The sequence below is a fragment of the Vreelandella zhaodongensis genome, from assembly GCF_013415115.1.
GTDB lineage: Bacteria > Pseudomonadota > Gammaproteobacteria > Pseudomonadales > Halomonadaceae > Vreelandella > Vreelandella zhaodongensis.
In genome coordinates this window covers 101,594-125,189 of the sequence record NZ_JACCDD010000001.1, presented here as the reverse complement: position 1 = coordinate 125,189, position 23,596 = coordinate 101,594, and the positions used below count along the sequence as shown (strand labels likewise).

16 protein-coding genes are annotated in these 23,596 nt (G+C 46.9%); 2 read left to right on the top strand and 14 right to left on the bottom strand.

Annotated elements, in window-relative coordinates; all coding sequences use genetic code 11:
• Position 1 precedes the first annotated feature (1 nt).
• Both HZS79_RS00515 and HZS79_RS00510 read left to right on the top strand, forming a co-directional pair.
• Positions 2–2,362 (top strand): fimbria/pilus outer membrane usher protein, encoded by a 2,361-nt coding sequence (locus HZS79_RS00515; RefSeq protein ID WP_179926793.1) that lies wholly within the window; start codon positions 2–4, stop codon positions 2,360–2,362.
• A gap of 14 nt (positions 2,363–2,376) precedes the next feature.
• Positions 2,377–3,390, top strand: a complete 1,014-nt coding sequence (locus tag HZS79_RS00510) for a Csu type fimbrial protein (RefSeq protein WP_218927907.1) — start codon at positions 2,377–2,379, stop codon at positions 3,388–3,390.
• Here the strand turns inward: HZS79_RS00510 and HZS79_RS00505 are convergent.
• The 14 genes from HZS79_RS00505 to HZS79_RS00440 form a co-directional block, all read right to left on the bottom strand.
• A complete protein-coding gene (locus HZS79_RS00505; RefSeq protein WP_179926792.1) occupies positions 3,380–4,642 on the bottom strand; it encodes a hypothetical protein in 1,263 nt (420 codons plus the stop codon). The genes HZS79_RS00510 and HZS79_RS00505 overlap by 11 nt on opposite strands.
• Before the next feature lie 172 nt (positions 4,643–4,814).
• Positions 4,815–5,576 (bottom strand): 3'(2'),5'-bisphosphate nucleotidase CysQ, encoded by a 762-nt coding sequence (cysQ, locus tag HZS79_RS00500; RefSeq protein WP_162218259.1) that lies wholly within the window; start codon positions 5,574–5,576, stop codon positions 4,815–4,817.
• 304 nt (positions 5,577–5,880) lie between these two features.
• A complete protein-coding gene (locus HZS79_RS00495) occupies positions 5,881–6,735 on the bottom strand; it encodes a UTP--glucose-1-phosphate uridylyltransferase (protein WP_179926791.1) in 855 nt (284 codons plus the stop codon).
• Positions 6,736–6,864: 129 nt separating this feature from the next.
• Positions 6,865–8,460 carry a phosphoglucomutase (alpha-D-glucose-1,6-bisphosphate-dependent) gene (gene pgm / locus HZS79_RS00490; protein ID WP_246311381.1) on the bottom strand — a complete coding sequence of 532 codons (1,596 nt, stop codon included), beginning with the start codon at positions 8,458–8,460 and terminating at the stop codon, positions 6,865–6,867.
• 224 nt (positions 8,461–8,684) lie between these two features.
• Positions 8,685–9,914: a glycosyltransferase family 29 protein gene (locus HZS79_RS16930; RefSeq protein WP_179926790.1), complete on the bottom strand. Its 1,230-nt coding sequence runs from the start codon at positions 9,912–9,914 to the stop codon at positions 8,685–8,687.
• Positions 9,902–11,215: a phosphotransferase family protein gene (locus HZS79_RS00480; RefSeq protein ID WP_179926789.1), complete on the bottom strand. Its 1,314-nt coding sequence runs from the start codon at positions 11,213–11,215 to the stop codon at positions 9,902–9,904. The genes HZS79_RS16930 and HZS79_RS00480 overlap by 13 nt, the downstream gene beginning before the upstream one ends.
• Positions 11,216–11,218: 3 nt before the next feature.
• Complete coding sequence (locus tag HZS79_RS00475) at positions 11,219–12,922, bottom strand: NUDIX hydrolase (protein ID WP_179926788.1); 1,704 nt, start codon at positions 12,920–12,922, stop codon at positions 11,219–11,221.
• 28 nt (positions 12,923–12,950) lie between these two features.
• The gene (locus HZS79_RS00470; RefSeq protein ID WP_179926787.1) at positions 12,951–13,751 is read right to left on the bottom strand and encodes a hypothetical protein; all 801 of its coding nucleotides are present in this window, start codon (positions 13,749–13,751) and stop codon (positions 12,951–12,953) included.
• Entirely contained in the window at positions 13,748–16,018 is a 2,271-nt protein-coding gene (locus HZS79_RS00465) for an HAD family hydrolase (protein WP_179926786.1), read from the bottom strand. The genes HZS79_RS00470 and HZS79_RS00465 overlap by 4 nt, the downstream gene beginning before the upstream one ends.
• Positions 16,019–16,052: 34 nt before the next feature.
• Positions 16,053–16,775, bottom strand: a complete 723-nt coding sequence (locus HZS79_RS00460) for a 3-deoxy-manno-octulosonate cytidylyltransferase (RefSeq protein ID WP_179926785.1) — start codon at positions 16,773–16,775, stop codon at positions 16,053–16,055.
• A gap of 74 nt (positions 16,776–16,849) precedes the next feature.
• The gene (locus HZS79_RS00455; RefSeq protein ID WP_179926784.1) at positions 16,850–18,523 is read right to left on the bottom strand and encodes an aldolase catalytic domain-containing protein; all 1,674 of its coding nucleotides are present in this window, start codon (positions 18,521–18,523) and stop codon (positions 16,850–16,852) included.
• Positions 18,524–19,023: 500 nt separating this feature from the next.
• A complete protein-coding gene (locus tag HZS79_RS00450) occupies positions 19,024–20,097 on the bottom strand; it encodes a glycosyltransferase (protein WP_246311380.1) in 1,074 nt (357 codons plus the stop codon).
• 119 nt (positions 20,098–20,216) lie between these two features.
• Positions 20,217–22,442 (bottom strand): glycosyltransferase, encoded by a 2,226-nt coding sequence (locus HZS79_RS16925; protein ID WP_179926783.1) that lies wholly within the window; start codon positions 22,440–22,442, stop codon positions 20,217–20,219.
• Positions 22,439–23,578 (bottom strand): ATP-binding protein, encoded by a 1,140-nt coding sequence (locus tag HZS79_RS00440; RefSeq protein WP_179926782.1) that lies wholly within the window; start codon positions 23,576–23,578, stop codon positions 22,439–22,441. Before HZS79_RS00440 ends, HZS79_RS16925 begins: the two co-directional genes overlap by 4 nt.
• Positions 23,579–23,596 lie beyond the last annotated feature (18 nt).

Here is a 23,596-nt window from a genome sequence, read left to right as displayed (position 1 = left end):
TATGCCGATACGCTCCTACGGATACCTTCACATGTGCTTCACCTTAAGCAGCTGCGCTTTACTGCTGACCGCAATGCCAGCAGCGGGTCAGGCATTGCCGCCGCCCCCAAGCGCCAGCGATGCACAAGCCGCGTGGGAGCTCCATTTAGAGATCATCATCAATCAACGCTCGACACAACGCGTTGAGAAGGTCACCCAACAAAATGGCGAGCTGCTTATCAGCCGCGAGGTACTTCTTGAGCTAGGCTTACCCCGTGAACACGTTAATCACCAAGATGACATTATTAATATCAGCCGATTAAGTGGGCTAGAAGCACGCTATCACAGCCCCAGCCAGCGGCTCTATCTCGAGGTTCCAGCTGACTGGCTACCGCATCAGCTTCACACCAATGCGCCCCACAGCAACACCTACCCACTACAAAGCAGCTCAGGCGCGTTGCTCAACTACGATGCCTACATCAGCGACACACAACACGGCGCCACAGTAGCAAGCTTGGGGCACGAGGCACGCCTATTCGGTGACGCTGGTACATTGACCACTTCCGGCATATACCGAGAAATAATGTCTGGCGAAAGCGGGCTTGAAGAAGGTTATCGACGTTTCGACACCCGCTGGGAGTATGCTGATCAAGAGCGGATGATCCAGTACGCCGCTGGTGACGTGATCACACGACCACTGGGCTGGACTAATGCGGTGCGCCTTGGCGGTATTCAAGTGTCACGAAACTTTGCCCTTCGCCCCGACTTGGTCACTCATCCACTCCCCGAATTTTCTGGCGAAGCCGCCGTACCTACCACCCTTGATCTATTTATTGATGGTTCGCGGCAATCCTCCATGGAGCTAACTCCTGGCCCCTTCACCGTCACGAACATGCCGATGGTCACCGGCGCGGGCACCGCAACGATAGTCACCACAGATAGCCAAGGACGGCAGGTATCGACCAACCTTCCGTTCTACGTTTCCAGCGAACTGCTACAGCCCGGTTTAACCAGCTTCAGCATCAGTGCTGGCGCCTTACGCCGCCACTTCGGCCAGCGCGATTTTGCCTATGGCGGAGCCGCCGCCGCCGGTAGCTACCGGCGCGGCATCAGTAACCTCTTTACCATGGAGCTGCAATCAGAAGCTAGCGATGACCTCACTGCGGTAGGTGCGGGTGGCACATTCGGGTTATGGCGGCTAGGCACACTGGAAACCGCCTACCGACAGAGCTACAGCGAAGGAGTGACTGGTGAGGCCTACACTGCCGGGTATCGTTATCGAAGTCGGCGCTTCAACGTGGGATTACGCCATCAGGTTGAACAGGCTGACTTCATGGATCTCGCCAATAGTACGCACCGTGCTGCGAACGATAGGACACAGCGAGAGGTCTCTCAACTCACCACCGGCCTCAGCCTTGGGCGGATGGGCTCGCTTGCCGGTGGTTACTTCGACATTAAGACCGGTGATGACAGCCGAACTCGGCTCGTCAACCTGTCATATAACCGCTCTCTATGGCAACGCATGCACCTTTCGCTGTCCGCTAACCGCGAAATAGGTGGCGACTGGAACACCCTGGCCCAGGTCACTGTGCCGCTGAACAGTTCTCCTGGCACACTTAGCGCCAGTGTGCGTCGTGATAACGACGGCGACCTCACCAACCGGGTTCAATACGCCCATACCCCCCCACTCCAGGGAGGCTGGGGATGGAACCTAGCCTACGAGCAGCGCGAGACGGATAGCGACTACCGCCAAGCTGACGTTACCTGGCGAGGCACCTCAACAGAGTTACGCGGTGGTATTTTCGGCAGCGGAAACAACGATGTACGCTTTGCAAATGCGAGAGGCTCCCTGGTGCGCATGGACAACCAGTGGTTTGCCACCAACTACATTCGCGATGGTTTTGTGGTCGTCAGCACCGATGGCCAAGCCGATGTACCCGTTCGCTTTGAAAACCAGCTGGTCGGCCACACCCGTGGCAGTGGCCACCTGCTCGTCCCCTGGGCCCGCGCCTACTACGCTGGCAAATACGAGATCGACCCTCTCGTACTGCCTGCCCACCTTGATGTGCCAACAGTAGAGCAACGTGTAGCGGTAAATGCTGGCAGCGGTTATCTGCTCCGCTTCCCTGTTGAACGTGTTATTGCCGCCACGCTGCCCCTCCTAGACAGGCAAGGCGAACCGTTGCCGTTAGGCTCCCGAGTTGTCACTGGCAGCGGTGCCACTGCACTAGTGGGCTGGGATGGGCTGACGTACCTCGAAGGCCTACAGAGCAATAACCAGCTACAAGTGACACTCCCAGATGGTAGCGCGTGTGTGCTAAGTCTATCTATTGATACCCAGATCGATGATATCCAGCAGCTAGGGCCTCAATCATGCTTATAGAGGAGCGCCAACCAATGCCACTCACAACACGACGCTGCTATCACCGCTGGCTGGCTAAAGCGATGCTACTAGCTCTCTTAGTCATTACACCCACCTTAATCATTACGCCTACCGCCTGGGCGTGCACAATCAGTCCAAGCACCAGTGCCAACTTTGGCAGCGTTAGCTCCTTCGCTATCGCCAGCACTCCCCAGGACACCTCAGCCCAGCCTCATGCAGGCGCTGTCTGCCAGGGGTCTGTGCTTGGGCTAGCCGTCGTATCCGACCAATGGATTCGTGCCACACTCTCCAGCGCTAACCAAGGAGAACTGGTCAATACTGCAAGTGGCGATGCTATCCCTTTCCGTATTTTCGCCCTAGCCTCAGAGAACGAGGAGATATTTCTCAACACGACCTATAACTATTTCAACGCTGTACTCATCGACTTACTTGGTCTGATTGGCGGCCAGAACGTCGAACTTCCCATGGAGTTTCGCACCCAACCCACTGCCAATGTGGCCGCCGGCACGTACACTGACACCTTGACTGTCAATTGGAACTGGCGCATCTGCAATCTAGGCGCGCTTGTCTGTCTCAGCTATCGTACTGGCTCCGGCACTAACACCATCACCATCAACCTGACCGTCACTCCCGACTGCGCCATTCAAGCTCCCGACCTGGACTTCGGAAGTGCCCCGCTGGTCGCTGGCTTCGACCCAGTGACACAAACCATCGATATTACCTGCACAAAAGGTAGCGACTACTCAGTGGGGTTGAGTGATGGCCAGCAGCCTGCCGCAAGCCTCCGGCGTATGGAGAATAATGGTCACTACTTGGAGTACCAGCTTTACAAAGGCCCGACCGGTAGCGAGCGCTGGGGCAATGCTGGCAGCGAGCGACGCGCCTCCTCCGCCGCCGACACTAATCCCGGCACGCCAAGCGGCGTCACAAGCCAAGGCTTCACCTATCGTGGCGAGATCCTACCCGGACAAAACACACCACCCGCAGGCACCTATACCGATATGATCGTGGTCGATGTTATTTTCTAGCCAAACTCTTTTCGACCCCGAAATACCGTCCCACCAACTGCCGGTACCAAAACATTCTAAAAATGTTGACTACCCCTAGCAGCACCGGCAGTAGGTAGATAATAAAAAGTGCGTTCTGCATGGCTGGCAGAATATTGGGCAGCAAAAACACTGCCATAACTCCCAAGAAGACAGCCACGTTAAAATAAAACGCTTGTCGCTCATAGCCACATAAATTGATCATCACAGACTCGACAACTCCCAACTGCGCTGTCGCAATATAGAAACCCAATGCAATCACAAACAAAGCAGACATTAAAAAACTATCAACCTCAATAAAAAAATACATATAAATAAAAATAAAAAAAGTTAACATCGGGAATAAAGAAATTATAATAAATCGCACTTTTCGACGCAGAGTCAGCATATAAACCTTATCAAAAACCTTCCCCAATACCATATTAGACAAAGCAGCAATATTATTGTTAATAACACCTCTTGGAACCGCAGCTATTGAACTAAACACGAGAGCAGCCACCGAGGCAACAATAGCAATTTGCCCACCACCTAAAGCAGCAAAAAACGATGGTAAGATAAAGCTAACGCCGCCACTGGCAGCGTTAGACATTCCAACCACCAAACTCGATATCATTTTATCTTTAGGTATCAGAGTTACTTTTCCATTATCAGTTACTTCGCCACCCTGGAAAATTCGCCAAGCAAGCACAATAAAAATTGATGCAATATAAGCAAACGACAAAAAAAGAAAAACGGACGAGCTGCTTACCTCGTTTTTAAGCAGGCAAGCCCCTAAAATAGAAATTAAAAACAAAAAACCAATCAAAACATCATTAACTAGCAGTTTAAAAAAATCTTTTTTGAAAATTAAATAATTTCTAAAAATTTGATAAATGGAGGTCACTACGACCAAGAGCAACAATGAGAAAAAATCAGGTACGATTAATAAAAATGATACCAGAAACAGAGCAATCAAAGAAAGAATTCCGCCAACGGCTAGAGAGGATAACGAATAACTAAAAAATGCCCTGACACTATCGTCCTCAGCCATCCCTTTGACTAATATTGTAGAAAACCCGATACCACAAATCATTACAAAAAACGCGGCAAGCGTATACTGCGTTGTAAATGCCACTGCCTCACTGCTTGAAATAAAAAACAGTGAGAACGTAATAACAAATATTCTAAAAGCACCTGGTGTTGCCGCTGTAATAATAGGCAAAGAACGCAATACAAAGCTAGGCAACTGTGCCATAAAACAATCTCTTGTAGCCAAATGAAGAAACTAGCGCAGGTCAAAGTATACGCGCCAATCGCTATACGATGGAAACCAATCTGTGGCGCCACCCCGGGTGCGCTGACGCTTACACCGCGTTACGAAGCCTCTAAAATCAATCTTCTTCACCACCTACGACTTCCTACGGTGATCAAGAGCCCCACGCAACAAAATCCGGGTTGAGCTTTGCACTGGGGTTAGCATAGCAGAGCGGCTGGCCATCTAAGGTTTCAACACGCCCACCCGCTTGAAGAAGCACAGCGTGCGCCGCACCGGTGTCCCATAAACAGGTAGGGCCAAGGCGCGGGTATACATCGGCTTTACCTTCCGCGATTAAGCAGAGTTTGAGCGAGCTCCCCATAGGCTGCATTTCATACTTACCCAACCTTTCAAGCCACGCCGCAAGGTCAGGACTGAAATGTGAGCGACTGCCCATCACACGCCAACAGGCACTCGAAGGAGGTCTCCCCGCGACATGAAGTGGATAGCGGTGGCCGGAAGCATCAACTTTAAATGCACCTACCCCTTCAGCTGCTATATACGCGACGTTTAGCACTGGGGCTGTCACTACCCCCAAGATAGGCTTACCATTTTCGATCAGCGCAATATTGACGGTGAACTCATCGTTGCGCTTAATAAATTCCTTCGTGCCATCCAGCGGATCTACCAGCCAATAGCGTCCTTCACTATTGATGCCAACAAAGCCATCAGCATCTTCTTCGGAAAGAATTGGCAACTGCAAAGAAAGCTTTTTTAAACCGCGCATAATGACATCGTGCGCCGCTTGATCAGCTTCAGTCACGGGGCTGTTGTCGTCTTTTAACTCAACACTAAAGCCACGCGCGTATACAGCGGCGATTGCATCATCTGCTTCATACGCAATTGCTAGCACCTGCTCCAGTAACGCTTGCATACCATCCCCTATCTTGATGAAGCTGTCTTATCATCATGGCATAACATCCAATTTCGCTTCGCACTCTGCATCACTATCCGGGCCGCCTTCGCGGGTGCGCTGGCGCTACCCACCTACAATCCACCCTCTGGACGCACTTACCGTAGCGCGGTGTAACGAATCTCGCGAGGAACGAGCGAATGAGGCACCCGCGATGAGCGAATTTTGCGCGGGACAGTGGCGCAGCCATGATGGAACCACCAAACTAAAAAGCCGCTGCAGGGTGAGCTGAGCGGCTTCTTAAAGGTGCTAATCTCTACTGACTTTACACGTCATAACCCGCTTCACGGGCAAGCGTGGTGTTGGCTTTCAGCCAGCCTTCAATATGCCCACAATCAAAGGTACGGCCATGCATACGGAACGCCTGAACGGTTTTGCCTTCCTGCATCAAGCGGTCAATGGCATCCGTTAACTGGATCTCATTGCCCGCCCCAGGTGGCTGATCGCGCAACAACTCCATAATGCGATAAGGCAACACATAGCGACCAATCACCGAAAGTCGCGAAGGCGCATCTTTAGGCTTTGGCTTTTCAACCACACCGCGCATATCGGCGCTTTCACCAGCCGCGGGCTCATCACAGTCAACTATACCGTAACGATAAACCTCTTCCTGGGGTACCGCTTCTACCATAATTTGCGACGCATCGTTGGCACTCCAACGCTCCACCATACTCCCCAGATCACAAGCGCTACTACCCACTTGGGGCTTTACCAATACATCGGGGAGAATCACCGCGAACGGCTCGTCTTTATCCAGCAGATGTGCCGCGCAGAAAACCGCATGACCGAGCCCCTTTGCATTGGGCTGACGGACACTGGTGACTTTAAGCTGTTTGGGAGAAATGGACGACAGCGTTTCTAGCAACGCATCCTTCCCTTTACTCGCCAGCGAATGCTCAAGTTCAAAGTGAGCATCGAAGTGGTCTTCAATGGCGGACTTACCCGCCCGGGTCACCAAAATGATTTCATTGATACCCGCTGCTAGCGCTTCTTCCACCACATGCTGAATAAGCGGACGATCCACCACGGGCACCATTTCCTTGGGAATCGCTTTGCTGATGGGCAGCAGACGTGTGCCGAAACCGGCTACCGGAATAATCGCTTTACGCACTTGGGTCATCATTAACGTCCTTTCTGTTGCGGGTGCGCTGCAGGCTTACCACGCACTACAAAACCGATAAAATAAATATTTTCACCTACCGTAGCGCGGTGTAACGAACCACGCTAGGAACCAGCGTATGCACCACACTTACTCCTTTAGCACGTCGGCTAGCAATGCGGTGGCACTTTCAATTAACTCATCCAAGTGCTGCAGGCCTTTGAAGCTCTCCGCGTAGACCTTATAGAGTGATTCCGTGCCACTGGGGCGAGCGGCAAACCAGCCATTTTCGGTCGTTACTTTCAAACCACCGATGGCCGCAGCGTTGCCAGGAGCATTAACTAGCACTGCGGTGATTGGATCACCGGCAAGGCTAGTTTCCGTCACACTCTCAGCACTAAGTTTTTTAAAAGCCGCTTTCTGCTCTGTGGTACAGGCTGTATCTACGCGCTTGTAAAACGGCTCGCCGAAACGCTCGGTTAATGAACGATAATACTCACTGGGCGATTTACCGGTGACCGCCATAATTTCAGCCGCCAGCAGACAAAGAACAATGCCGTCTTTATCGGTCGACCACGCTTGACCATCACGGGTTAACAGACTCGCCCCTGCACTCTCTTCACCGCCAAAGGCAAGCCAGCCGTCGTGCAAACCTTCTACAAACCATTTAAAACCAACCGGCACTTCATACAGCTCACGCTGGTGGGAAGCGACCACACGATCAATCATAGAGGACGATACCAGCGTCTTACCTATGTTGAGCGTTTCCATCCACTCAGGTCGGTGGCCAATCAAATAGTCCACGCATACCGCTAAAAAATGGTTTGGATTCATTAACCCGCTGGCATCTACAATACCATGGCGATCAGCATCAGGATCGTTACCAAAGGATAGATCAAAGCGGTCTTTAATCGTCAGCAAATTAATCATTGCATCGGCACTGGAACAATCCATTCGGATTTTGCCATCGTGATCCGGTGGCATAAATGCAAAATTAGCGTCTAGCGAGGTGTTTACTACCTCAAGGTTTAGGCCATAGTGCTCAGCCACTGCCAGCCATACCGGCAGCGCCGTACCACCCATAGGATCAACACCCAATGTAAGATTGGCCTTCTGAATAGCCGCCATATCAACCACACTGCCCAGCTGCGCCACATAATGAGCGGTAAAATCGTACTCCTGCGCATAAGCCAACGCGTGCTCTAGTGGAACCAGTGAAATATCATTTAACTGACGCAGTAAGTAGGCATTCGCCCGTAGCTCTATCCACGTTGTTGCCTCTGTGTCAGCCGGCCCACCATGAGAGGGGTTATACTTAATGCCGCCATCTTCGGGCGGATTATGGGATGGCGTAATAATCAAACCATCGGCCAACGCGGCTCCATGCGTCGCGTTATGCTGTAAAATCGCACGGCTCACCAGTGGTGTGGCGGTAATACCATGGTCTTTTTCGATAAATACGGGCACCTTATTAGCAGCCAACACCTTCAACGCACACTCCCAGGCAGGCCTTGAAAGTGCATGGGTGTCAAAGCCTAGAAACAGAGGGCCTTGATAGCCCGCCTCAGCCCGATAGTCCACGACAGCTTGAGTAATCGCGAAAATGTGTGCGGCGTTAAAGGTACGCTCCGTTGCACGGCCCCGATGACCGGAAGTACCAAACGCCACGCGCTCTCTAGGCACACTGGCATCTGGGGTTTCATCAAAAAAGGAATTGATGATATTCGCTACCATGGCGTTTTCCATGAAGAGCACCTTAGCATTAAAAAAACAATAGGGTTTCAGCAACACATTAACTTAACCACTTTGACCTACCAAATATCATACCGAAAAATAACACTCAGGTCGGCGCCCCCACCTCTTTTCATGCTATGACAAACCACAGAATAATTTGAGCCTAATTACAGTACCTTTACAATGCACGTTTGGCGAAAAAATCGACAAAAAAGGAGCTGCTAATTTAATAAAAATTAACGAGCACCTAGCAAAAGCTGCTTATAAACTTCAGCCTCTTTTTCCCAGTTGTGGCGGGGTGCTGCAAAAGCCGTTGGATCGGAGTAGTGATAAACGCCATCCTGTTCTACATTGCCGTCAATACTTAGGCCAATCATACTGCCTTTAGGAAAGTAACCAAGAACACAGTAGATAGTATAGCAAACCATTAAACCAGAGGAAGGCGGAGAACCGATAATAGACTGCAACTCAAAAAATAATTCTTCATCAAAAAAACCTGCAGACTTCACTTGAGAAGAAATTTCAAGAACCTCTGGCCACTTCAAAATTGATCGATAAATAGAGTTTGGGCCCGTAAATACTACTAATCCAACCCCCTCTTGTAATTTTCGATCTATCAAGGGTGTAGGAAGCATTCTCACCCAAACATCTGTTTTAGAGCCAATATCATCTGAAAAATCTGCCCCTAAACGGTAGTTATTGAACCTAATAACGACTCGCTGAGAGTCGATCCACTTACCCATGCTAGCGCCAAATACGCTAGGAGAATTACCGACGACGCATATAGATCCCTCAGACATTTTAATGATATCGATCAGGCTCAATTCAGGAGATACCAATCTACCAACCTCACTATGTGTTTTCCCTGAATCGAAATAATGAGTTAACGCCAAATAACCAGAAGCACGTGAAGATAAGCGCCCCACCAAATACCATTTCTGGGCGTCAGACACGTTATTTTTTAGCAAAAGCTCAGAAGCCAACTCCAAACAGGCACGGTAATAAAAGCTCTTGTAGAATAGTCTAGTAGCCGACAACTCGGCGATAAAGTAACTCAACTCGGAATCAGTCATTCTACGAGTTTCTCGAAGCGTAACAATCAACTTAAACAGATAAAAACTCTTTAAAAGACTGGCTCCTTTGTTGACTGCTTCTTTTAGAAAATCGATAGTCCTATCATTCACCTTACCTGTAGCTCGCCTAGACAATGCAACAGAAAGTAAAAACAGGCCCGATACATTTTCCATGGAATCATGGCGGTGCAAGACAATAACTTCTTTAAACTTTTTTTTCTGAAACATACGATAAGCCATCAGGCCTTTAAACCAAGAGAAAGATTTTTGAGCAAAAAACAATGCAAACATATCAAAGCGACTGCTGAAAAACAAAGCAGGCTGAAAATATGACACACAAAAAATAAAAATCTGAATCGGGAAAAAGACAATTTTATAAATCACTTTATCCACGACCCACGCTCAGAAAAACTACTGTTAATAGACATAATATTATTCCTCAAAAACAAAAGCGCCTCACCAAAACGCATTTCTTGTTGCTTTTCTAAATTGCGTAAGCAGTGAAAATAACAAGCCCACCATGTAAAAAATTTATTCTCTCCAGAAAAAGGGAAAGCATCATGCAATAGACTTCTGGCTTCACAGTAAGACAAATTAGATTCAGAAACAAAAACAGCAATATCATATCCTAAAGGACCAAAAGAAAGATTTCCCCAATCTATAATAAAAAAACGATTATCATTTGATAAAATTATATTATCCGCCTTAAGGTCGCTATGACATAAACCATGATCCAGCGCACTAATGGCACTGCTTTTCTTCAAAGGGCTATTCTTTAAAAAGAAAAAACCTATGTCCAACGCATACTGCTTTGATGCAACCGAAATATTACGCAGATTTTTAATTCTTCTCAAAGAATAAACGAGCATCAAGCGAAGGTACTTGTAAGATTTAGCACTACAAGTATTGAGCAGAACATTTCGCAAATTTACCATATTTCTACTTAATGAAATAGGAAGAGCAGGAACGCGTAATGTATTTAAATCACCAACATCAAGATCGACATTAGCCAAACGACCTATTAACTCTATGACATCAGCTTTCGGTATAGATTCTATAGGCTCAAGGAGGTTCTCATTTCGATTTACATATGGTAGGCAAATCGCCATAAATGGGCTATTAACATCAGAAAAATAAACGGGCGTTAAAATAAATTCAGAGTCTAAATAAGCAGCACAATACCCATAAAAAAAAGCTTCACGTGTATAGTTATCACTATCTTTGAAAAACTTAGTAATGAATTCAGGCTTCTTGCTAACAACATGAAGCATACAGCCATTGTTTGCAAACCCTCCAGGGAAAAACAACTGCTTAGTAACACGTCCTGCAAGCGGCAATGCAAGACGTAAGTCTCGCATCATATATTTCCACTGAACAGAATCCAGCATCTCCATTGCCATATTAAAATAAGTTAAAGACAGACGTTTTTTTCCCAGCGCACTAAATAAACGAGCACATACCCAGTAATATCGAAATTGATCACTAGCCGCTAACTTACCTGGCTGTACCCTATTGATATGACTGAGCGCAACAGCCCACTTCCCATCCCAAACTTCTGCTTCTAAATGAAGTAAATATATATAATCCGACACAGCTGCTTGGTTACAAGCTAATCTCAGGTAAGAACGGGCAAGCTTTCGCTTACCCTCCTTTAATTTATTAACAGCAATCGCCGCATAGTGTTCTGCTAACATCAATTATGACTCTACAGTTTGACGTTTATTTACTCGCCCCGTATAAAAACCCAGAGCCATTATTGCGTTAGCGCTTACAACAGGTGTATTTCTAACCGTAGCGACCTCCCACCACGTATGTTTAGCAAGCTCCGCTGTTGCTTTCATTGAGATGAAATGTTTGTTAGGAACATCAATTTTGTAGATAAAATTCAGAACATATTCATCTTTGCGATTTTGCTCCTGATCAGCTAGAAGCTGCTCGAAGCCTACAATAGGCTGAGCCTGAAAACGCAATACTTCAGAGCCAAGTAGATCTCTCGTCAACTGACCGAACGCAGTATCTAAGGTGTGGCCAGGCGCAACCCGTACCGAAGGCAAGTCAAACTGACCGCGTGAAGGGAAAGAACGCCTTTCAGCCATCAGCACTCTACCTGCCTCATCCTCAATGACTAAACTTATCTTAATCGAGGATACAAAAGGCTGAGGCCTAGTATAGCAAAGCGTATGCATATCTAGGTAATTCAATGCATTACCTAACAATTGAGACCTAGGCATTAAAACCTGTTCGCACTGGGGTATCGCAGAACATAGGTCAGCAAGTGTTGGCTTTGGCTCTTCATCTACCGCCTCGACTTCCGAAACCACCATCTTCGCATAGACAGAGTCAGCCTCAGGAACACGTACACCTGGATAGACAAATGTATTATCTGCTGAAAGAAATTTGGTTAATTTTTCACCGTAAACAGCAACATTGAACGTTAGCGCTGTTCGCTTTAGTGTTTTACCTGCCGAATTTTGGCGCAGCTGCAGCACGTCGTCGGTGACATCCAAGAAAGATAAAATGCCATCTGGCAGTTGGCTTAGATTGGGCGAGATACCATAATATTCTCCAAGCAAACGCTTTAACCCCATCGCAATAGTTTCTCTTGGGTTAAGCATTACAAAAGGAGACGTATCGCCTTCACGCTCAACAGGGTGTAATCGCACCACACGCAAGATAGGCCCTCCCACCTTAACTAAGCTTGCAAGCTCTTTTTGTGGGTCTTCAATAACAACGGGAGTACCCGACTGAGGTAACGATGGTATCTCACGCACCTCAACTGCACTATCAGGCCCGCTATGACGGCGATAAAAATCTTCTGCCGCATCAAAAATTGGTTTTTGATTAGGCTTCAATCTCAATTTATTGAAAGGAGGAAGCTTAAAGCTAAGCAATTTAACATGATCTACACTTGCTTCTGATAAGTTATCTAAAGCTGTGCAAAACCAGCTTGCAATGACCACAGGCTTCACTTCCATACGCATCAACTCTAGTTCGTAAGGCAAGCCAAACCGTTTCACCTCAATATCTAATTCTTTCTTTATTTTAAGACCAAAACTATCACTTTCTCTGGGGTGAAGTAAATATATAAAATTAGCCTCTTGCGAAAATTGCTGACGAATACCCTTTAGCCAATTGAGGTATAAATACTCTTTCAGTCGATCACGCTCCACAAAAGGAGCCCCTAAAAAATGAACCAAATTGCTATCAGATGGTTTTGATAGCAGTGCTTCTTTTAACAGTGGCTGGCTGTTATGGACAACTTTTACACCATTGACTGGGAATAAGTCGTAAACAGTAAATATGCTTTGACTTTTAGGTAAATCCACATAATTTCTTAGCACTTTTTTGTGCCATAAATAATTATAGGCTCTACGATATAATTTATTCACACCAAGCTTCATAGCATCACCAAATTTTTAGTAAGAAACATCATTTCTTATTAACATTTTTATTTAAAGGTTTTTTTGATGACCTCGAACTAGCTGTTACATTATTTGGCTTTTCTGAAATAGACCTAACGCCAGCCCCCTTTCGCACACCTACTTTTTTTGCGTTTGGTGACTTTCTTGACATGGCTTTAGAAGATGAATTTTTATTAATTCCTTTTTTAGCGGAAGAAGATTTAGAGGCACTGGTTTTAGAAGTCGGCTTTTCAGCAGTGACTGGGGTAGAAGTCACTGATTTTTTGGCTGCCTTTGCAGCCGTCATTTTTTTGGCGGCAGCTGCATTTTTTGTAGCAGCTGATTTGGATCGGCGTGCCCGTACCTCTGGAGTGAATACTCTTTCCTCTTGCCATAAGAAATAGGAAAGTGTGCCATCTTCTAACCAAATTAATTCTCTGGCATTTAAATAGCTAGCTATTACCCTATTATCTACTTGCCGATTGTGACAAAGAAAGACAAACTGCACCCCTTTCGCAAAATCCAGCTTGCGCTGCCATTCTCTGAAAAACTTATACTGCAAATACCTTTTTTTATTTCCCTTTGCCTTTAATCGTGGCGGAACCGGAAATGGATCTATTCTTACCACCTCTTTCCACTTGACTAAAGTTTCCAAAGTCGCATCAAGCTGTATTTTATCCGTAATTATTTTGAATACAAGCACACAATTGGCAGTATCTAGCCCCCAATGATGTGCCGCTTGAAGAGCGTTATAAACATGTAGAGGTGAATTACAAATAAAGACTGCATCAGGTGGGTTTGAAAAAGCTTGATCACTAATATTATTCACAGATCCACCCCTTCTAACTTGTTTGCCTGTACATTAATGGCTGTAGAGAGACGATGCCCTATTTCTTTCTCATTTTCGTCTAAATCTAAATCATACACAGGTATACTAGGATCAATATAAGCGTCTAAATGCCCAAAAAATGACGCCAACCCTAAAAAAGAAAGATAATGCCAAATATCACTCTCCTTATGAAGCACTCCTGACTTTAATTGGGAAAATGCATATTCAATATCACCCTTTGATCTTATTTTATAAATCCCCGGAGCACTTTGATATATAATATTACCTAAAACCAAAGCAGGCTTTTTCTTTAGCCAAGCTTCAAATGCAGCTGTACCGGTCAGTGTAGCAATCGCATTTGATTTTTCTTGCAACTGGTCTGATGAATATTTCATGCTTATCAAATTGACATTAGTGGATTTCATAATATCGCTATAGAAATTCACTGGTCTCTCTTCTAACTTCTGGTGCGGATGCTCCTTAACTAATAACTTCCAGCCTTTTGGTAAATTATCCGAAATAAACCTGATAGCACGAAGCTGATCAGCAAAAAAACTGCCAAGCGGTGATGAGCTGGCTTCTGGCTGCATATGCAGCGCATAATAGACAAACGGAGACTTGGGTATCTCGCTAATACAAAGCTTGTCGTACTCTTTCTTATTACAAATCATAGTGGAATATGCTTGTTTCGCATAAAAAAAATCGAACCATGACCTCTTATTTATTATATTTTCTTTTACATTTCTGAATAATGTTTTAGATTTTTCTGGCGGTGTATACTGTTTAGGAGGCTGCCCCCCATTTCTTGACAAAACCTCTTTTGACAAAGTGCCAAGTGTAAAATCCCCAAGGACTACTTCTTGATAAATTAAATTTAAGTCAGCCGGAAGTTCATCACCGTAACGCTCTTGTCGATTGTAGCTTATTAACTGTCCGTTTCGAGCATAAACGTCATCATGATTATATAGTGATTCAGGTATATAAAGCCGAGCAGAGACACCAGGAACAATAGGCATGCGATATGGAAATGCTGTTGGTATGTTATTAGCCCTACAGACGCAATAACAAGCATAATCATCCGCTAAGTGAGGAACGTTAGAATTAATATAAAAAGCAACATTATCGTTTTTCACTTGCTCAACCCAAAAAGCAATCTTATTAATTGCAATTTTTCTCACACTACTACTTATTTGATATTTAGGATCAAAGAAAATTTTCTTTCTTGCCAACTGATTCCTTTCAATCATTTCTTGAACAGTAGGAAGAAATGAATAGTATTTTTGCATTTCCGTGTCAGAAACACCTACGATACTATCAGCAGCTGTATCCCAAAATGCAACCCTTTGGTTTACGCTATTCACTGAGTCCCAGCTAACATAATGGCTAGCAGATGACGTAAATAAAATAGCTGTTGAATTAGTTTCTTCTACAAGTTTATTTACAACACCAGGACCAATAGTATGCCCACCTGTAAAAGTAGACTTTCTTTCTTTTGAAAAAGGAAAACCAAAAAAATACGCTTTTCTCTTTTTGCTAACAACACCAGGAGTAGATTCAACCTCAGCGGTATCATTTTCCATCGGCAACGCTTGTGAAGCGGCTATCACCGAGAAGAAATCATTAAACGCTTGAAGGTTATTTTTTTCTACATACTCTTTCCACTCGCCAAAATCACTAACTGCTGACAGGAAAATAAAGTCCAAATCAAATTTGGTAGCTACTTCATGGTCATAGCGAGCATCACCAAAAAATACGCCTGGGTAATCAGAATCTTTTAACTCTAAATTTTTAACCAAGGCCAACTTATCAATGGGGTTGCCGTAGATACCATCGAAGAACGTTGCTAGCCCTTTGGCTTCAAGCACCCAGCGCACTTCATCTTGTGCGCCACCAGACACGACAAACTTCTTAGCCTGCGATGGAAGGCTTGTTAAAAACTTCCGTACGCCAGGTAACACCTCGCAACGAATCAGCCCTTCGGCTGTCAACTTACTGTATTCATCAAGCGCGGTTTGGTATTTTTCCTGAGGCAATACAGCATGTTTCAGAATATTCAGGAAGAAGTACTCGAATTTTTTCTGCCTAGAAACACCACCATTCGCTTTATGATAATCAACAAAGGCTTGTGCCACTGACTCCCCATAGGGAAGTACTGCATTATAAAATGCATCCGTTTTGACACGATTCGAGTCTAATAAGACGCCGTCGCAGTCAAACACATAAGTGTTAAATGATTTAATCGGTGTGTTTAGCTTGTATTTGGTCATCTTGCCATCCACTGGGCTTATTGCGTTCAATGATTTAAGCTTCTAGCGCCTTAAGCACACGCTCTACATCTTCGGGCGTGTCGACGGCAATGGAGCTACCAGACACTGGCACCATACGGACATCATATCCAAGCTCTAGAAAACGCAGAATTTCGATGTCTTCTAACTCCTCCAAGGGTGTTTTTTCCGCTTTTGCTGAGTAGTCACGAAGTGCTTGGGGAGGAAATGCATAAATACAAACTTGCTTATTAGCACGTACAAAATCAGCTTTTTTGGTACCAGGAATGGGGGCACGGCTCATATACAGAAGGCGCCCATCGGGCCGAAACACTACCTTAGGTACAGTTCTACTGTTGTAGTCCACCTCAGTTTCAATAGCGCAGTAGGCATTTAATACTTCGCCGGGCGTTTGCTCTGCAAGATCGATCACCTTCTTGATGTCATCAGGCTGAATCATCGGTTCATCACCCTGAACATTAATATAGAGATCTGCTGCTAGCTTTTCTGCAGCCGCCGCGAGGCGATCAGTACCTGTAAGACAAGTATCCGGTGTCATTACCCACTGCATTCCATGCTCTTCGCAGTGATCTACAATTCGTTGATCATCGGTTGCCACAAAGACTTTTTCTTTTCCCAATACGGGAACGCAACGCTCCCAGACCCGCTTTAGCAAGCTTTTGCCTGCAATATCGACCAGCGGCTTACCTGGGTAGCGTGTAGAAGCAAAGCGTGCAGGTATCAGAATAAGGGTGTTCATATCAATCATATGCTCCAAATTAAATAAATGGCGCATGCAATGACCTGCATGCGCACTTAATGTGTGCCTAGCTTTTAGGCAGACATCCTTTGGGCAAAGGTCTCATTTTCCTTATTCAGATACACTGATTCTGAGAACGGTGAAACGGTAGCAATAGTGAGACTCGTGGGGGTAATGGAGGTTAGCGGCAGGACTCCAGGCTGTTCATTATATAAGCCTAGCGCATTTTCCATCTGTTTATGGCGTGGGTCTTCACTTGTATAGCCGTCGAAGCCAGCAAGGTAAAGATTAGAGGCACCACCAGCATTGACTGCGGCTATGGCATAAATGGCTGATAGTGCATGGGGAATGGTGGCATTCTCAACCATCACCTTAAATTCGCCACTTTCGACGCTGACGCCGTAGTCTTGAATTGTCCAGTGATTCCAAATGTCTTTATCGACATATTGAAGCAGTGCATTTGGCGCTAGCAGTAGCCCCTGATTTTTCGCATAAAACTCTTTGTCTAACATCAAACGATCAGGGTTACACGCCGCCCAAGCGTTGATTAAATGATTGGGAATCCAAGGGTTGATATTGATGCAAATAACATAAGGGTTTTTCTTTTCAATGAAATATTCAAGTGCTTCCAAGTGATTTTTAACTTCTTCGCCTGGCCCTACCAATAATACATCGCGATCTTTCAGCCAGCCGGTAGCATTCCACGTACCCACGCTCACCAACGGCTCGCTTTCCGTTACATCTTTTAAACGATCTCGTGAGAAGCCGCTAGCCCCTGCGGCACCTAAGCGCTTAAGTGCTTTCACAATCGCGACAGGTTTGTACCGCTCATCGGAGAGCATTTCTTGAACATAGGTGGGATGAACACCGTAAGTAGCCGAAAGATGGTAATAAATGCTTGGGCCCCAACCACACGAGCGCTGCACCGGCTCAAACTCTTCAATGACCAAGCTCATTAATGCATCGAGTTCTGTTTCGCGCATTCCTTGCTTCGATAGCTCTAGTAGCAGGTACTCCATGCGGACGTTGCCAGCACCACGCCCCATACCTGTCACCGTACCATCAATCCACGTTACCCCTTCTTTAATAGCGGCCAGTGCATTGACTAACCCCATGCCCATATTGTCGTGTGCATGAAAGCCCATGGGTCCTTTCCATGCTTCACGTAGCGCGCTCACGATAAAAGAAATATCGTCGGGCAACATATTGCCAAGGGAGTCGGCAAAATAAAGAGAGTCGATTGGCCAAGCCGCTGCAATTTCGGCTTTTTTGATTAGCTCTTCGCGGCTGCGCCCACTGGATTGCATTAAGTTGAAACCAGTGACATAGCCTAGCTTATGGAGCTCTTCCATGATGTCGCCGCAGTTATCAACTTCGTTGAAGTGAGCTGCAACGCGAACCAAGGTAACGGGGGAGTCTTCGGCTTTACAAAACAGTTGAGCAACTGTTTCCTTTGGATTTCCATACTTTAGAAGATCTTTCGCATTACACATCACACCGATCTTTAGATTACGCGGCACATCGAGGCGCTTAATCCATGAATCCGGTGTGTAGGCATACGGACCTTCAAAAGAGCTTGATTCCAGGGCACGAAAGCCAAGTTCTACATAGTCTATGCCAGAGTCAGACATGACCTGTAAGTAGCGATTTGCCAGCTCAGTGGAGTAGTCCCAATTGTTATAGTAGCCGCCATCACGGAAGGTACAATCGAGGATCACCAATTCTTGGCAGTTGTGTTGATTCGTCATTTCTCACACCTCTAATCACGTTCATTCTGCTTGGCAGTGAACTAATACATGATCAGCTGAGCACCCTAGCGGCACTAGCTTTTTCGAGGTGAGCTTTTTAGGCGTGAATTGCTGTTTTTATTAGCGTTGCTGGACTACGCCAGCTTATTGATTCTTGGCACTGCGCATACGGAGCCATGATTCTTGTCTGTGATCATTAGCACTTCACGAATACATCGTATGCCAATAGGGATAACCATGGCAGAGTTGGCAATATTTGTGAAGAAAAAAGTGTCTCGCTGTCGTGCCCTAAATTATCTGAACCAGCGAACCACCACAAATCGCTTTATCCTTCAGGTTGCGCTTTATTTAACGCGGCACCGCACTGTCATTCCTGAATCAGCCTCAAAGCCGTCATTCCTGAATGCGGTAACCTGACAATGCCGTATCCCCTTCTCTTCGCCATAAATGAGCCAAAAAAAACCGGCTCTCATGGAGCCGGTTTTTATCTAAGAGGAGCGCTAGCTCGTTCGTGCATGCCAGAACTCAAATGCGTGCTGGTGGTGACCAATATCGGCGGCTTTTTGGGCAGCGTTTTTTGCCATGGCAAGCGTTTGAGCTGGGTTATCCAGCAAGGTTTGCATGCACTGTCGCCAATCGTTGGGGTCATCTTCCGCTAGCATGCCATCGACACCGTGCTCGACGATTTCATTGTACGGGTAGCGATTACTATAAATGCCCACCCCGCCCATGGCCGCAATATCCAGGAACTTAATGTACGATTTCCCAGCATTAAACTCGGTTGGCCACAGCGGTGCCAAACCAATATGGATCCGCCGCTGGCACTGGTATTCGCGGAAAGCATTCCAGGGCAGCGGTGCAGGCGTCGCACAACGCGACAGAGAACTTAGCGACTTGGGCGTGTATTGCCCTAGCATAATTTCAAAGGCGACATCTTTGCGTTGATGATGCAGCTTTACCATCGCCGGCGCTATATTTTCTAGATCCGTCACATGGGCTCTTGTGCCATAAAACCCTATTTGCCAGGGCTTCTTACTCGATGGTGGCATTTCAAAATGCTGAAAACCAGGTAAAGGCGCCAGCAAAGGTGGTGTCAACACCGACACCTTCGAATGCTGAGTCTTTAGCGTATCCGCAAGCTGCTGACTCGAAGCAACCACTTCATCGGTTAGCGCCAATATGGCGGGCTGAAACTGTGCAACATGTTTCATGCGGCGGCGATAAGAATCCGGCAACGTCTTATCATGCACAGCTGCCTTCACATTATCGTCGATCAAGTAAACAATACGTCCCAGCTTATGTTTATTGCGCACAAGCCATTGAAGCCATACGGTGGGAAGTGATCGACAAACTAATATGTTCGCCTCTTCATACATAGCAGGCAACGGCCTGGCATATCGCCATGGAAACCAGTGCTTACGTGTCTGTATTTCGTCAACTTCGATGCCTAACTTCTTTAATTCAGGTACTGCAGAGACTAAAAAATAGATGTCTTCTGTTGGGAAAGCTCGGTCCCGCAGCATTAACCATCGGTGCTGGCGTTTTCGCGGTCTTTTCCGCTCAAGAGTGCTCAATCCAATGCTCCTTCACTTCCTAACTCCATATTTTATAAGTATATATTCCCTAGCATCACAGGATAACGGCAGCAACGAACCCGCCATGATATTGATCGACTTAATGGTATGGCGGTGCATCACCTCAATGAGAAATCCTCATGCGCTAAGGTCAAGTTAGGGTTGTAGGCGGGGTCTTTATCTAATAACGGCCCCCACTGCTCTCGCATATAGCGTGCTTCTTTCAAAGCACGGGCACGTTTTTTAGGGGTATCATCGGCACCGCGCGAAATAGATTCGTGATGGTAGAGCTCTGCATAAGGCGTCCATAGATTACGCAGCCCCAGCTCGTAAACCTTTAAGCACAAATCAACATCGTTGTAAGCGACAGCTAAATCAGGTTCGTTCAGCCCCCCCACTTTTTCAAACACCTCACGACGGACTAACAAGCACGCAGCCGTTACGGCCGTCAGGTTTTGAACAAGCTGCAAGCGACCCGCATAGCCTTCTTCATTGTGTTGGAAAAAGCGATGTGCATGCCCAGCCACACCACCTACGCCCAATACCACGCCGCCATGCTGAATGGTTCCGTTGGGGTAATACAGCTTTGCGCCCACACACCCCACTTCCGGGCGGGATGCCTGGCTAACCATTTCTGTTAACCATTCACCATCAATAGGTTCAACATCATTATTAATCAGGCCAATGATGTCGCCATTTGAATGCTTGGCACCAAAATTATTAATCGCAGAATAATTAAACGCATGATTCCAACGAAGCACCTTCACCCGCGAATCACGTTGCTCTACTTCTTCCATGTAAGCCAGGGTTTTAGTGCAGCTTGACTGGTTATCCAGAATCAGTAATTCAAAATGCTTGTAGTCGGTTCGCTCCAAAATAGCATCCACGCATGGCTTAAGTATTTCGACACCATCACGGGTAGGCACCAACAAACTGACAAGAGGTTGCGGCGAAGGGACGGGCCACTTGACCCGCGCAGAGTTAGCCACGCGCCCAGGTACCACCTGAGCAGAACAATGCATTTCTTGGAGGCTTAAACGCACCAGCGAAACGTAATCGTCAGCCGGTGACAGCGTAAACGGAGATGCCCGGTGAAACAGTATCCGGCTTATATGCTTAATGTTGACAGCACCAGTTTCAAAACCAGCCGCCAAGGCATTCAGCGCCAGCTTAGCCTGCCAGTTACCTACAGAGGTGGCGCAAGGCAAGCCACCGGCAGGCATTAGCGCGGGTAGCTTATCTCCGCGAACCCATACAGCGCCGCCAATATACGGCTGAGAAAGAAGCAAATCCGGGTTCCATTGCGGCTTGAAAAGCGGCGAGTGACGCATACCATCCGCGTCGGTTTCATCCTCATCGCTGTAAATTAAGTCAGCCCCCGCACTGCCCGCCAACGAGTAAAGCGCATGGACTGAAAGCCGATCGCCTGGGCACAAGAGTGACACCCACGCCGATGAAGAAAGCGCCGTTTGGGCAGGCTCCAACGGTGATTCTGATACCGTGATACGCGGATCTTGCACAACAAGCGCTTCAATATGCTGCCGCACCTCCGCCGCACACGCTTCTGCAGGCAGCAAAACCGCTTTCCAATTATCCAGCGATTGGTTTTGCAGGCTTGAAAGCGTGGTATCAAGCGCATCGACAGTATGGAAATCCGCTACAGGTATATAAAAGTAGTAAATACCTAGTAGTTCTAGCTGACGCGCCTGAATGTCCGCCCTCATCTTCGCAGGGTCCGGTGTCTCTTCAAACTTACGTACCCAAAGCCGATAGTTTCGCCGCGAACACAAGCTAATATAGGTGGATTCGTACTCGCGAATAACCGTTCTACGCCACGACTCACCTCGCTCACGAGCACGCTCGCGGACAATGGCAGACGCTTCTTGTTGGGTGATATCGCGATAGTCCTGATGAATATTGATCAAGCGCTGCAGTAAACGATCACGGGCAAACGAGGGCGTTACCCACACAAGACGAAAATGCGGCAATGAAAAATGCCCTTCCGCATTCATTGGCCTGAACGCCACGCGCTTTACACCCCAGGGCACATACACCAGCCGCTTACTCAGCTTGCCAACGCGCAACGGCATATCAATATTGAACGTGCGCTTATCTGCTTCAAAGCGAAAGCTCGCCGCCACCGTCGTCACCGAGCGGTCTACCAGCAGTTCAATCATGTACCAGCCGGGCAGCCAGACACTTTTTTCGCTCAGAAACTCCGCATGCTCAGATAACGAATTCCAGCGGTGGTAATGCGGGTCCCAGGTAAACGCCGGAGATGGATAAAAATGGAGGCTTTTTGAAAAGGACGCCAAGACTCGTTTTGCACACGCATAATTACTCACAGACGTCCTCGGCTATTCACAAAAAGCATCACTTTTCTTGATATTTTCTTCATAAAAGAAGCGATACGCTCCACAAAACCATACCCTTCAGTAGACTTATTTTGATTAATAAAACGCTCAAAACTGCCTACCCTACGGGTAGATAATGAGGCTGGCATAATCAGCTCCGCTTCAGGGAACGAGATTAACACGGGGTAATAGCCTCTTGCGCTAAAGCATTGGGAAACCTTATCCCTGTACGCAACAGGAATATAAGAATCCAACACAAAGCTCTTACCTTTACTAACGGTGGACCACAGATCAACCATTTCAGGATACAGGTCGCTCTCAAACACCGCTTCGGTTAACTGCCCAATGGTCTCCGTGGTGAAGTTCGCTTTAACACAATGAGTAAGCGGCTCAGAAACCGTATACTTATCGTTAAAAATGCGCTGATAGGTTTTATCCCCAGACACCCGCCAGATTTTGGCGCGTCTGAACAGTTTACGCAGCAGGGTCGACTTACCTGTGCCGGGCTCATCCACCAGTAAATACACATAGGGGCGCATTTTCCTGACATGGACAATATGGCGCCGAAGCCCCTCTTGTTCAAAGCCCTCAACCTTACCAATCACCTTCCAAGCATAGCCATCTAATAGCACCGACAGCTTCTTACGCGTAGGCAGCTTAAAGGTCATCTGCCCATGCTGCTGGTCGACCCACTGATCACCGGGTTCATCGGATAACGTGATGTCTATCACTAACACGCCCTGGGGTGATAGCTTGTTCATTAAATCAGGGATCAGCGTATCTACCTCAAACGCAGGGCTATCCAGGGTGGCGCTCAGCGTGATGACATCATAGCTAACATCAGGCTGGTGCTGAGCAAGCGCCGTCAAAGAGGAGTAGAAATGAGCGTTTTGAAAACAATTCGACGCGAGAGTGAGCTGCTTGTGGGACCCCAGCACCCCATGAACGCGGCTGGCCTGTTCATGGATTGCAAACCCACAAAACAGCCCCCCCCCTTCAATATCAAGATAACACTTGCCGTTTAGATCAGGCAGGCGCAGAGCAGATATTGAGACAAACTCCTTGTCGCCACTCTTCTTATCACCGCTGCTTTCATCAATGTAATCGTATTCACTAAATATTTTCATAAAAGGCCATATTGATCT